Origin of the sequence: Amycolatopsis bullii (assembly GCF_014654205.1) — a bacterium.
In the GTDB taxonomy this organism is placed as follows: Bacteria; Actinomycetota; Actinomycetes; order Mycobacteriales; family Pseudonocardiaceae; genus Amycolatopsis; species Amycolatopsis plumensis.
In genome coordinates this window covers 1-12,412 of record NZ_BNAW01000018.1, presented here as the reverse complement: position 1 = coordinate 12,412, position 12,412 = coordinate 1, and the positions used below count along the sequence as shown (strand labels likewise).

General features: G+C 71.7%; 11 protein-coding genes and 1 pseudogene. 10 read left to right on the top strand and 2 right to left on the bottom strand.

What is annotated here, in order from left to right:
• The first annotated feature begins 2 nt into the window (after positions 1-2).
• Together IE317_RS20980 and glyA are read left to right on the top strand one after the other, a co-directional pair.
• Positions 3-407: a hypothetical protein gene (locus IE317_RS20980; protein ID WP_191312600.1), complete on the top strand. Its 405-nt coding sequence runs from the start codon at positions 3-5 to the stop codon at positions 405-407.
• A gap of 113 nt (positions 408-520) precedes the next feature.
• Positions 521-1,789: a serine hydroxymethyltransferase gene (glyA, locus tag IE317_RS20975; RefSeq protein ID WP_191312598.1), complete on the top strand. Its 1,269-nt coding sequence runs from the start codon at positions 521-523 to the stop codon at positions 1,787-1,789.
• Here the strand turns inward: glyA and IE317_RS20970 are convergent.
• Complete coding sequence (locus tag IE317_RS20970) at positions 1,777-2,535, bottom strand: inositol monophosphatase family protein (RefSeq protein ID WP_191312596.1); 759 nt, start codon at positions 2,533-2,535, stop codon at positions 1,777-1,779. The genes glyA and IE317_RS20970 overlap by 13 nt on opposite strands.
• Before the next feature lie 73 nt (positions 2,536-2,608).
• Between IE317_RS20970 and IE317_RS20965 the strand changes: the two genes are divergently transcribed.
• Positions 2,609-3,535, top strand: coding sequence for an Lrp/AsnC family transcriptional regulator (locus tag IE317_RS20965; RefSeq protein WP_191312594.1), 927 nt, complete (start codon positions 2,609-2,611; stop codon positions 3,533-3,535).
• Positions 3,536-3,629: 94 nt separating this feature from the next.
• A complete protein-coding gene (locus IE317_RS20960; RefSeq protein ID WP_191312592.1) occupies positions 3,630-5,282 on the top strand; it encodes an MDR family MFS transporter in 1,653 nt (550 codons plus the stop codon).
• Between the two features lie 54 nt (positions 5,283-5,336).
• Here IE317_RS20960 and IE317_RS20955 read toward each other — a convergent pair whose 3' ends face one another.
• Positions 5,337-5,852: an inorganic diphosphatase gene (locus IE317_RS20955; protein ID WP_191312590.1), complete on the bottom strand. Its 516-nt coding sequence runs from the start codon at positions 5,850-5,852 to the stop codon at positions 5,337-5,339.
• 172 nt (positions 5,853-6,024) lie between these two features.
• Here IE317_RS20955 and dacB point away from each other — a divergent pair, with 172 nt between their 5' ends.
• The 6 genes and pseudogenes from dacB to IE317_RS20925 all read left to right on the top strand — a co-directional run.
• Positions 6,025-8,400 carry a D-alanyl-D-alanine carboxypeptidase/D-alanyl-D-alanine endopeptidase gene (dacB, locus tag IE317_RS20950; protein ID WP_191312588.1) on the top strand — a complete coding sequence of 792 codons (2,376 nt, stop codon included), beginning with the start codon at positions 6,025-6,027 and terminating at the stop codon, positions 8,398-8,400.
• An 81-nt stretch (positions 8,401-8,481) separates the two neighbouring features.
• Positions 8,482-9,492, top strand: coding sequence for a zinc-dependent metalloprotease (locus tag IE317_RS20945; protein WP_191312801.1), 1,011 nt, complete (start codon positions 8,482-8,484; stop codon positions 9,490-9,492).
• Complete coding sequence (gene tilS / locus IE317_RS20940) at positions 9,489-10,448, top strand: tRNA lysidine(34) synthetase TilS (protein ID WP_191312587.1); 960 nt, start codon at positions 9,489-9,491, stop codon at positions 10,446-10,448. Before IE317_RS20945 ends, tilS begins: the two co-directional genes overlap by 4 nt.
• A 3-nt stretch (positions 10,449-10,451) precedes the next feature.
• Positions 10,452-11,003: a hypoxanthine phosphoribosyltransferase gene (hpt, locus tag IE317_RS20935; RefSeq protein ID WP_191312585.1), complete on the top strand. Its 552-nt coding sequence runs from the start codon at positions 10,452-10,454 to the stop codon at positions 11,001-11,003.
• A gap of 158 nt (positions 11,004-11,161) precedes the next feature.
• Positions 11,162-11,527: a hypothetical protein gene (locus IE317_RS20930; protein ID WP_191312583.1), complete on the top strand. Its 366-nt coding sequence runs from the start codon at positions 11,162-11,164 to the stop codon at positions 11,525-11,527.
• 22 nt (positions 11,528-11,549) lie between these two features.
• Positions 11,550-12,412 (top strand): annotated as a pseudogene (locus tag IE317_RS20925) (hypothetical protein); the annotation flags it as partial.

Below are 12,412 nucleotides of genomic sequence, written 5' to 3'. Positions count from 1 at the left end.
AGGTGCGCAAGCACGCGGTCGTGCCGCCGTTCCGCGCGCTCGACCCCGAGCTCGGGGTCGCGGAACGGTTGCTGCGCAAGGGAAATCCGCAGCTGTGCGAGATCGTCGCACGGCTGCCCGACGAGCACGCGGCCGCGCGCCGCCTCAACGCCGTGCTGGCGGAGGCCGGGGCGCGGCCGCGGCTCGTCGACACGGGCGCGGCGTGGCGGATCGTCTACGTGACGCCCCACGCGGAGACGGGCGAGCTGGCGGCGGGCGCCGCGGGACTGGCGGAACTCGTCACGGTCGGCGGCTGGCGGCGGGTGAAGCGCTGCGCCACGTGCGCGCGGCCGTTCTGCGACCGCACGTCCGGGTGCACCCGCAAGTGGTGCGCCGAACACCGCCGTGGGCCGAGCGGAGTGGACTAGGCTTTATCGCGCAGCAGCGACTGGCGCCATCAGAGGTGGAGCACCACCGGGAAGCGACGACGAGGCCGGCACCGCGCGCCTGGGTGAAGGCCACTCCAGAGCCGGAGTACGCCATGACACACCAGCCAGCACTGAACGCGCTCGCCGCCACGGACCCCGCGATCGCCGGGCTCGTCGAGGAAGAAGCCAAGCGGCAGCACGACAAGATCCGCCTGATCGCGTCGGAGAACTACGTCTCGCAGGCCGTGCTCGAAGCCACCGGCACCGTGCTCACCAACAAGTACTCCGAGGGCTACGCGGGCAAGCGGTACTACGAGGGCCAGCAGTTCATCGACCAGGTCGAGCAGCTCGCCATCGAGCGGGCGAAGGCCGTGTTCGGCGCCGACCACGCCAACGTCCAGCCGTACTCCGGGTCTCCCGCGAACCTGGCCGTGTACCTGGCTTTCGCGCAGCCGGGCGACACCGTGCTCGGCATGGCGCTGCCCGACGGCGGCCACCTCACGCACGGCTGGAGCGTCTCCGCCACCGGCAAGTGGTTCACCCCGGTGCGCTACGGCGTCGCCAAGGAAACCGGCCGCGTCGACCTCGACCAGGTACGCGACCTGGCCCGCCAGCACCGGCCGAAGCTGATCTTCGCCGGCGGCACGGCCATCCCGCGCACGATCGACTTCCCGGCGTTCGCCGAGATCGCCGCCGAGGTGGATGCGGTCCTCGTCGCCGACATCGCGCACATCGCCGGCCTGGTCGCGGGCGGCGCGCACCCGTCGCCGGTCGGGCACGCGCAGGTGATCACGACGACCACGCACAAGACCCTGCGCGGCCCGCGCGGCGCGATGATCCTGTCCGACGCCGACCACGCGAAGGCCGTCGACAAGGCCGTGTTCCCCGGTCTGCAGGGTGGGCCGCACAACCACACGACCGCCGCGATCGCCGTCGCGCTCGGGGAGGCGCAGCAGCCGTCGTTCAGCGAGTACGCGCACCGGATCGTCGCGAACGCCCGCGCGCTGGCCGACGCGCTGCTCGCCTGCGGCTACGACCTCGTCTCCGGCGGCACCGACAACCACCTGCTGCTGATCGACCTGACGAACAAGGGCGTCGCGGGCAAGCCGGCCGCGCAGGCCCTCGACCGCGCGGGCATCGAGCTGAACTACAACACGGTGCCGTTCGACCCGCGCAAGCCGTTCGACCCGTCCGGCATCCGGCTCGGCACGTCCGCGATCACCACCCGCGGCCTCCGTCCCGAGCACCAGGTCGAGGTGGCGGCGTGGATCGACCGCACGATCACCGCGGCGGCGGCGTCCGACGAGGCCGCGCTGGACACGATCGCCGCGGAGATCCGCGAGTTCCTGGCTCCCTTCCCGATCCCGGGTTACTCCGCCTGATCCAGCGCGTCCAGCACCAGCGCGTGCAGAGCCGGCGCGGCGGCGAGGAAACTGCCGGCCGACGGCGTCCACGGGGCGCCGTCGGCGGTGGTGACGACCGCGCCGGCTTCACGGGCGACCAGGGCGGCGCCGGCGAGGTTGGTGGCGTCGGTGCCGTACTGCCAGAAGAAGTCGAGCCGCCCGGCAGCGACATCGGCGACCTGCCAGGAGGTCGGCCCGAGGTTCCGCACGGCGGCGACCTGTCCGAGCACGGCGGTCAGTGAGCTGCCGGCCGCTTCGGCGACACCCGGCTGCTTCGTGACGAACGGCGGCTGGCTGGTCGCGGCGACGGCTGCTTCGAGCGACGTCTTCCGTGACGGCTCGATCGGCGTTCCGTTCCGGGTGGCGCCTCGGCCTTTCTGCACCGCGTAGGTCTCCTCCAGCCATGGCGAGTGCAGCACGGCGAGTACGGGTTCGCCGTCGCGCACCAAGGTGACGGTGAGGCAGTACTGCGGCAGGCCCTGGAGGAGCTGGACGGCGCCGTCGAGGGCATCGACGACCCAGACCTCCCCCGCGGGGAGGTCGTCGAACTCGCCTGCCCAGGCCGCGGGTCGCAGCTCGGTCAGCGCGGCCCGGAGCTCCGCGGCCAAGGGGGCGTCGATGGCCGAGAAGATCTCGCCGAGTTCTTCGAGGGAGGCGGGTGGCCGTTCCGGCGCGCGGACGCGGACGGCCAGGGTTTCCACGATGTCGATCACGGATTCAAGCATGCGCACAGGATTAAGCTGGTCGGTCGAAGCGGGAACTCCAGCTCGGCAAAGTGAGCGGAAGCGGACTGGGCAAATGCAGCTTTTGACCGAAATCGAACAGCGGGTGGTCTCGGCCCTGCAGGTCGACGGCCGGGCCGGGCCCGGCCGGATCGCCGAAGTCCTCGGCCTCTCGCCGAGGACAGTCACCCGCGTGATCGCGCGCCTGCGTGCCGATGGGCGGCTGAGTGTCGTCTGCGTTCCCGATCCCCGGCACGGCCTGCGGGGCGCGATGCTCCTGCGCGTGAAGGTGCTTCGTGGCCGGACGCCGGTGATCGCCGACGCCCTGGCCAAGCGCGATGACGTCCTCTTCGTCGACATCCTGGCCGGCGGGGAGGAGATCAGCGCCGTCGCGCTCGGCGGGCTCGGCGGGCGGCTGGTGCACGACGCGTTGCCCTCGACGTCCGCGGTCACCGAGCTGCGCGCGCACTCGATCCTGCACGTCTTCTCCGACGCGACGCAGTGGCGCACCGGTTTGCTCACCGGCACCGAAGCCGCGGCACTGAGCCCGCCGCCTCCCGGCGAGGACGTCACGCTCGACGAACTCGACCGGCGGCTGCTCGCGCGACTGTCCGTCGACGCCCGGCTCGGTCCCGGCGAGCTGGCGGCCGAAGCCCCGGAGTCGACCGTCCGCCGCCGGCTCGACCGGCTCGCCGCGGCCGGGCGGATCCGGACCTACGCGAACGTCGACGCCCGCGCGCTGGGCCTCGAGATCGACGCGAACGTCTGGATGACCGTGCCGCCGGGACGGCTCGACGAGGTCGGCCGCGCCCTCGCCCGGCACCCGATGGTCCACGGGACCCTGGCCACGACCGGCGTGACGAACCTGATGGCCGCCGTCTGGTGCCGCGACCTGGAGGACCTCTACGCCTTCGTGACCAGCCTCGATGTGCCGTCCGCCGAGGTCACCGTAGTCGCGAAGGCCGTCAAGCGAGCCGCGAGACCGGGGTCACAGGAAATTTGATTGCACGATACAAGCTCCTCGGGGAATACTTGGCTCAAGCAAGTAGTTGAGCGGTACAAGCAACTACGCCGGAGACCTTCCGAGGGAGACCACCATGAGCGACACCACCACGGCGGAAGGAGCAGCCGCTACGAACGGCAAACTGACTCACCGCCAGATCCTGACCGTGCTGTCCGGGCTGATGCTCGGCATGTTCCTCGCCGCGCTCGACCAGACCATCGTGTCGAGCTCGATGCGCACCATCGCCGACGAGCTCCACGGCCTGTCCCTGCAGGCCTGGGCCACCACGGCCTACCTCATCACCGCCACGCTCTCGACGCCGCTGTACGGCAAGCTGTCCGACCTCTACGGCCGCAAGCCCATGTACCTGACGGCGATCTCGCTGTTCCTGGTCGGCTCGCTGGCCAGCGGCATGGCGACGTCGATGTACGAGCTCGCCGCCTTCCGCGCCTTCCAGGGCCTCGGTGCCGGTGGCCTGATGTCCCTCGCGCTGGCGATCATCACCGACATCACCGCGCCGCGGGAGCGCAGCAAGTACCAGGGCTACTTCATGGCCGTCTTCGGCATCTCGAGCGTCGCCGGCCCGGTCGTCGGCGGGTTCTTCGCCGGCATCGACACCTTCGCCGGCATCACCGGCTGGCGCTGGGTCTTCCTGGTCAACGTCCCGATCGCGCTCGCCGCGCTGGCCGTCGTCACCAAGGTGCTGAACCTCCCGCACACCCGGGTGGACCAGAAGGTCGACTACTGGGGTGCCGTGGCGCTGGCCACCGGACTGGTGCCGCTGCTGATCGTCGCCGAGCAGGGCCGCGAGTGGGGCTGGGGCTCCGCCGCTTCGATCGCCATGTACGTCGTCGGCGCGCTGGGCGTCACCGCCTTCGTGTGGATCGAACGCCGGATGGGCGACGCCGCCCTGCTGCCGCTGCGCCTGTTCAACCGGCCGGTGTTCCGGATGTCGACGATCGTCACCGTCGTGCAGGGCGCCGGGATGTTCGGCGCGATGATGTCGCTGCCGCTCTACCTGCAGATCGTCAAGGGCGCGACGCCGACCCAGGCCGGCCTGCAGATGCTCCCGCTGACGCTCGGCATCATGATCGCCAGCATGGGCAGCGGCGCGGTGATTTCGCGGACCGGGCGGTACAAGATGTTCGCGGTGGCCGGGATCGGCCTGATGGCGGCGGCGCTGTTCGCGCTGTCGACGATCACTGTCGACACCTCGCTCGCCCTGGTCATGGTGATCGCCTTCGTGATCGGCCTCGGCCTCGGCGCCTCGATGCAGACGCTGGTGCTGGCCGCGACCAACGACGTCCGCCCGCAGGACATCGGCGTCGCCACCTCGGCGGCGACGTTCTTCCGGCAGATCGGCGGCACGGCGGGTACCGCGGTGTTCCTGTCGATCCTGTTCGGCACGGTCGGCGACCGGATCGCGAACGCCATCCGCTCGGCGATGACCACGCCGGCCTACACGACGGCGCTGGCGCAGCACCCGGAGTTCGCGAAGCAGATGCAGGGCGGCCTCGACGTCAACGACACGTCGTTCCTGTCGACGCTCGACCCGACGCTGGCCCGGCCGATCCTGCAGGGGTTCGCCGAGTCGATGAGCACGGTGTTCCTGGTCGGCGGGATCGTGCTGACCGTCGGCTTCGTCCTGGTGTGGTTCCTCAAGGAGAAGCCGCTCTCGGACAAGTCGGCGATGGAGCAGCGCGCCGAAGCCGAGGCGGACACCCCGGCGCTCGCCCTGGCGCACTGACCACGGGAAAAGGCCCCCTCGGGAACTCCCGAGGGGGCCTTTTCACGTGCGGTCTCAGTGACCGGTCCCGTTGGCCTCTTCCTTGGCCAGGCGGTCCGTCTCGCGCTCGTACGAGCGGGCGATTTCGCTCTCGGCCTCGGTGCGGCCGACCCAGGACGAGCCTTCGACGCTCTTACCGGGCTCGAGGTCCTTGTAGACCTCGAAGAAGTGCTGGATCTCCAGCTTGTGGAACTCGTTCAGGTGATGGATGTCCCGCAGGTGCTCCAGGCGCGGGTCGTTCGTCGGGACCGCGAGGACCTTGTCGTCCGGGCCCTTCTCGTCGGTCATCCGGAACATGCCGATCGCTCGGCAGCGGATCAGGCAGCCCGGGAACGTCGGCTCCTGGACGAGGACGAGCACGTCGAGCGGGTCGCCGTCCTGGCCGAGGGTGTCGTCGATGAACCCGTAGTCGGCCGGGTACTGCGTGGCCGTGAACAGGGTCCGGTCCAGCTTGATGCGGCCGGTCTTGTGGTCGACCTCGTACTTGTTGCGCTCCCCTTTGGGGATTTCGATCGTGACGTCGAACTCCACGCCGTCCTCGCTGCTTCTTTGAGATCCGGGCCCCGCACGTCGTGGGCGGCAACCTTCATGACTGTCTTGACGTCTCCTAGTGTGGACTACGCCGTGGGGCGGGGTCGCATCGATGTCGGCCACGCGGCATGTGAGCTTGGCCCCTCCCGGGGCAGGTGAGAAGGAGTGGTGGGTGCCGGAAAACGACCAGCCGATGTGGCCTTCGTCGGACGAAGACCGCTCGTCGTCCGGCGCGCGGGAGACCACTCCGATGGCGCTGCCGGACCCGCCGTCGGCTCCGCAGGACAACTCCGGCGTGCCCAAGGTCACAGGCACCGAGGCGCCGAAGGGATCGTGGTTCGCGCCGAACGTCCCGCCCGAGCCGATCCCCGGCCTCAACGCCCCGGCGGAGGAGCCGCCGCCCCCGCCGGCCCCGGCGAAACAGGACCTCGCCGACCGCCTCGGCAGCCGGGAGCCGAAGCAGGCGCCGCCCCCGCAGCCGCCCGCTGAGCAGCCGAAGGCGGCCAAGCCCGCGGAGCAGAGCACCCAGTACATCCGGGTCGAGCAGTCCGAGCTCGAGCCCACCGAGCCCGCTTCGGACGGCGAAAGCACCCAGTACGTCGAGCAGCCCGCGCCGAAGGCCGCGGAGAGCACCCAGTACATCGAGGTGAAGCCGTCCGGGCCGGTGCCGGTGGTGCCGATCGAGCGCCACGTCCCGCCCCGGGAGGAGCCCAAGCCGGAGGAGCCGCAGCAGCAGTGGCGTGAAGAGCTGCAGCACTGGCGCGAGGAGCAGCAGCGCCGTGAAGAGCAGCTGAGCCGCGGCGTCGCTCAGCGCCGCGAAGAAGCAGAGGCTCCGCAGCAGCCCTGGAGCCAGCGCATCGAGCTGCGCGAGGACCGCACCGGTGACCGGCCGGCCGAGCCGGGCGACCGGCGTCCCGCGTTGCCGCCGGAGCCGCCGCGCGGGGTGGTGCCGTCGGCGTCCGCCGGGTCGCTGGCCCGGCCGCAGCGGATCGAACCGGACGGGCAGCGGTTCGACGCCGAGGCGACCGTCGGGATCGAGCGGCCCACCCAGTTCCCCGGCGTCTTCCAGCAGCAGCCCCAGCAGCGGAACGAGCCGCCCGCGGAGCCGCCGTCGCCCCCGGCCGAGCCCGCGGCCGGCGCGGAACCGCCGAAGAAGAAGCGCCGCAAGGGCAAGATCATCGCCATCGTCGCGGTCGTCGTGCTGCTGCTGGCCGGCGGCGGGGTCGCGGCCGCGATGCCGAAGGTGTCGAACCGGCTCGGCCTGCCGTGGGCGCCGAACGCGCCGAAGGGCGACAGCCCGGAGCCGGTCGCGGCCACGCGCCGGCTGCAGGGGCCCAGCACGTCGGGCCAGGGGCCGACGGCGAACGGCGTCAAGTCCGCGTTGGCCGCCGCGGCGGGCAACAGCGCGCTGGGGCAGCTCAACGGCAGCGTCGTCGACCCGGTGACCGGCACGACCCTCTGGGACCACAGCGCCTCGACCGCGGTGACCCCCGCCTCGACGACGAAGGTGCTGACCTCGGCGGCCGCGCTGCTGGCGATGGACCCGAACACCCGGCTGTCGACGAAGATCGTCCAGGGCGCCGACCCGGGCACGGTGATCCTGGTCGGCGGCGGTGACGTCACCCTGACCTCGCTGCCGCTGGGCACCGAGTCGCCGCTCTACCCGGGTGCCGCGCACGTCGACGACCTCGTCGCGCAGGTGAAGAAGGCCAACCCGAACGTCAAGAAGGTGCAGGTCGACCTCAGCCTGTTCAAGGGCGCGACGACCGCGCCGGGCTGGGCCGCGGGTGACGCGCCGTCGACGTTCGCCACGCAGATCGGCTCGGTGATGGCCGACGCGGGACGCATGGACCCGAAGAACAACAACTCCCAGCGGGTGGCCAACGCGGGCAGTGCGCTGGCGGGCACGATCGCGTCGAAGCTCAGCGCGTCGGCGGGCGGCCAGGCGACCGCGCCGAAGGACGCGAAGGTCCTCGCCGAGGTCAAGTCGGCCCCGCTGACCGAGCTGGTCTCGGACACGATGGAGCTGTCCGACGACGTCCTCGCCGAGGCCCTCGCCCGGCAGGTCGCGCTGGCGACCGGCCAGGAGGCGACCTTCGCGGGCGGTGCCGCGGCGACCATCAAGGTGCTGAAGGACCACGGTTTCGACACCGCGGGCGTCAAGCTGTCCGACGGCAGCGGCATCTCGACGGAGAACAAGATCCCGGCCAAGCTGCTGACCGAGCTGATGGCGGCCGCGGCGGCGCCGGAGGGCAAGAACCCGAACACGGCCAAGCTGCGCCCGATGCTGGCCGGCCTCCCGGTGGCCGGCGGCTCGGGCACGCTCGCGGACAAGCGGTTCGAGACGCCGGCGTCGCAGGCCGGCCGCGGCTGGGTGCGGGCGAAGACGGGCACGCTGACCGGCGTCAACACCCTCGCCGGGCTGGTGCTGGACCAAGACGGGCGGGTGCTGGTGTTCGCGTTCATGTCCAACGGCTCCGACCAGCAGCCGGGCCGGGACGCGATCGATGCCCTCGCCACCAGCCTGCGCAAGTGCGGGTGCTCGTAGAACCGTACGAAGATCGTGGCCGGAAACCGACCTGGGCCAGGTAGCGTCGGAAGGGTGAGTCAGGAAACGCAGACCCGGCCCATGGTCGACTGGGCGATCGCCGCGCAGACCGGCGCGTTGCTGGTGCGCGGCGGCCCGCAGGTGCCGCGGGAACGCGCCGACGAGGCCGTCACCGACCTGCGCGAGCTGACCGTCGAGGCCGAGGGGCACGTGCGGCAGCTGACGAACCTGGGGCTCGACCTGCCGCTGCTGCCCGGCGACGTCGTCGACCGCCCCGGCTGGGTCCGGTCGGCCGCGGCCGGGCTGGACGCACTGACCGGGCGGGCGCTGCCGCAGCAGGGCGGCCCGCTCGGGCCGATCCTGGCCGGCGGCGCCGGCGTGCAGACCGGGCTGGTGCTCGCCTTCCTCGCCAGCCGCGTGCTCGGCCAGTACGACCCCTTCGGCGGCCCGGACAAGGAAGGCCGGCTGCTGCTGGTCGCGCCGAACGTCGTCGCCGCGGAGCAGGCGATGGACGTGCCCGGCCACGACTTCCGGCTCTGGGTCTGCCTGCACGAGTGCACGCACCGGCTCCAGTTCACCGCGGTCCGGTGGCTGCGCGACTACTTCGCCGACGAGGTCGAGCGGCTCGTCTCCGGCCTCGCGGGCGGCGGCACGGACAGCCTGGCCGACCTGTTCGGGCGGCTGCCGGAGGCGATCAAGCAGGGCCCGAAGCTGAACCTGGCCGAGCTGCTCCAGTCGCCGAAGGAACGCGCGGTGTTCGATCGGCTGCTGGCCCTCTCGACGCTCCTGGAGGGGCACGCCGACTACGTGATGGACGCCGTCGGGCCGCAGGTCGTGCCCAGCGTCGACCAGATTCGCGCGCGGTTCACCGCCCGGCGCAAGGGCGGCGGCGTGTTCGACCGGCTGCTGCGCGCGCTGCTCGGCGTCGACGCGAAGATCCGTCAGTACGAAGAAGGCGCGAAGTTCACCAAGCACGTCGTGGACGCCGTCGGGATGGACGGCTTCAACGCCGTCTGGCGGTCGCCGAACACCCTGCCGTCGCGCGCCGAGATCGCCGATCCGGCGGCGTGGGTCCGGCGCCTGCACGGATGACCGGGCCGGCGGTCGCGGCCGTCCGCCGGGCTGTCCGCGCCTTCCTGGAGGGGGCCGACGCGCCGCCCGAGCTGTGCGTCGCGGTCTCCGGCGGTGCCGACTCGCTCGCGCTGGCCGAGGCCGCCGCGCACGTCGGGCACCGCCGCGGGCACGCCGTCCGCGCGCTGGTCGTCGACCACGGGCTCCAGGAGGGCTCGGCGAAGATCGCCCGTGACGCCGCCGCAGCAGCGAGGGCGCTGGGTGTCGACGAAGCCGAGGTGCGCCGGGCCGACGTCACCGGCCCGGGCGGCCCGGAAGCCGCCGCCCGCAAGGCCCGCTACCGGACGCTGGCCGGGCACGATCTGGTGTTGCTCGGCCACACCCGCGACGACCAGGCCGAAACGGTCCTGCTCGGGCTCGGCCGCGGCTCCGGCCCGCGCAGCGTCGCCGGGATGCGGCCGCACGACCCGCCGTGGGGACGGCCGCTGCTCGCCGTCCCGCGCGCCACCACCCGGGCCGCGTGCGCCGAGCTCGGCGTCGAGCCGTGGGAGGACCCGCACAACGCCGAGCCGCGCTTCACCCGCGTCCGGCTGCGCACCGAAGTCCTGCCGTTGCTGGAGGACGTCCTCAACGGCGGAGTCGCCGCCGCGCTCGCCCGCACGGCGGCGCAACTGCGTGAAGACAATGAGGCGCTGGACACAGTGGCGGACCTGATCTTCACCCGCGCGGGCGGCTCCGAAGGGCTGGATGTGGGGGTGCTCGAGGCCGAGCCCGCGGCACTGCGGCGGCGGGTTCTCCGCAGGTGGTTGCTGCAATCGGGTGTGCGCGAGCTCACCGACGCGCACCTGCGCGCGGTCGACGAGCTGGTCGCCCGGTGGCGTGGACAGGGCGGCGTGTGGTTGCCCGGCAACTTGGAGGCGAGCCGGTGCCGTGGCAGGCTCTGCCTCACCTCCCAACCCACCACACGAGGAGAATGACCCGTGTACGAGGGCGAAATCGCCTCCGTGCTCGTCACCGAGCAGCAGATCAAGGACAAGATCACGGAGCTGTCGGAGCAGATCGCCGCCGACTATCCGGCCAACGGGCAGGGCGAACTCCTGCTGGTGGGCGTCCTGAAGGGCGCGGTCATGTTCATGACCGACTTCGCCCGTGCGCTGCCGCTGCCGACGCAGCTGGAATTCATGGCCGTGTCCTCCTACGGGTCGGCGACCTCGTCGTCCGGCGTCGTCCGGATCCTCAAGGACCTCGACCGCGACATCGCGGGCCGGGACGTCCTGATCGTCGAGGACATCGTCGACTCCGGCCTGACGCTGTCGTGGCTGCTGAAGAACCTCGCCAGCCGCAACCCCGCGTCGCTCGAGGTCGTTTCGCTGCTGCGCAAGCCGGAAGCGGTGAAGGTGGACGTGCCGGTGAAGTACATCGGCTTCGACATCCCCAACGAGTTCGTCGTCGGCTACGGCCTCGACTACGCCGAGCGGTACCGGGACCTGCCCTACATCGGCACCCTGGACCCGAAGGTCTACACCGCGTAGCGCACCGGCCGGGGTTCACCGACCGTTCACCGCAACTACCGGATTCGCGGAACCCCGGCTTCGCGGAATGCGTCATAGGCTCTGATCACGTGCGTTAACCTATGCGAAGACCAATCGTGCCCGCGGTGACCGGGTCGGGGGAACGGGAGAGAGTGCAGATGGCGAACAGCAGCGCTGCCGATGCGAACGCCTTCAAGGCCGCGGCCGCGGCGGGTCAGGTCGGGATCGACCCGGACGCCGCGCAGGCCGTGCTGAACAAGATCCGCACCGGCAAGGACGCGGTCGAGACCCTGCTCGCCGGCGCGGGCGCGCTCGCCCAGCCGCCGAAGCTGGGCGACAACCCGGTCGGCCACGCGATCGCCGAGAAGTTCGTGCAGCGCGCGGACGGCGGGGGCGACTCCTACGCCGCCGCGCTGCAGAACCTGCTCGAGCAGTACTCCGCCGCCGAAGAGGGCATCGTCACGGCGATGGCCCGCTACCACGAGATCGACCAGGCCGCGGCCGACCCGTTCCGTAACGCCTGAGTCCAGAGGGGAACTCGTAGTCATGGCTCCGAACCACAGTGACCAGCCGGCGGCGACCGACCCGGGCTCGCTGGTCCCGCTCGGCGACAACTCGGCTTCGCAGAACATCGTCGACAACGCCCGCGGCAGCGCCGGCGGCTTCGACATGGGCAGCGACCGGGCGATCGCCAACCCGCCGAACTGGAACGCGCAGGAAAGCGACCAGCTGTACAAAGGCGCAACCGAAAACAACTTCCCGGAGACGGCGACCGCGGCCGGGCAGACCTGGGCGCACCACGGCGCCGAGCTGAAGCAGGCGTCCGAGCACCTGTACAACGCGATCGCCGAGCTGGGCAACGCGTGGGTCGGCAAGGGTGCCGCCGGCGCGCAGGGTGCGCTGGTGGCCATCGCCAACTCCGGTTCGCAGGCTTCCGACGCCGCGCACACGATGTCCGACCGCCTCGCCAAGCAGTGCGCGGCGGCCGAGCAGGTCAAGAAGATGCCGCCGCCCAAGAAGTACGACCCGCAGCAGGCGATGGCGGCCGCACTGGCGGGCGGCCCGGCGGCCCTGGTCGCCGACCAGAAGGCGCAGTCCGACGCGGCCGACGACGTCAAGGCGCAGCAGGTCGCCTTCTTCAACGCCTACACCCAGGCGATGAAGGAGGTCGACAACTCGACCCCGAGCTTCGGCCCGGAGTCGCTCGGCATGAAGCCGACCGCGTCACACAACTCCGTGTCGTTCAACGCGGTGAACAGCGTCGGCAGCACGGGCTCGGTCGACGCGCTGCCCGGCGCGGGCGACGCGATCTTCGCCTCCGGCGCCGCGGGCTTCGGCGGCCACGGCGCCGCGTTCGGCGCGCAGCACGCCGGGATCGGCGGTCCGAACGGGGTCCACGGCGGGGTGGC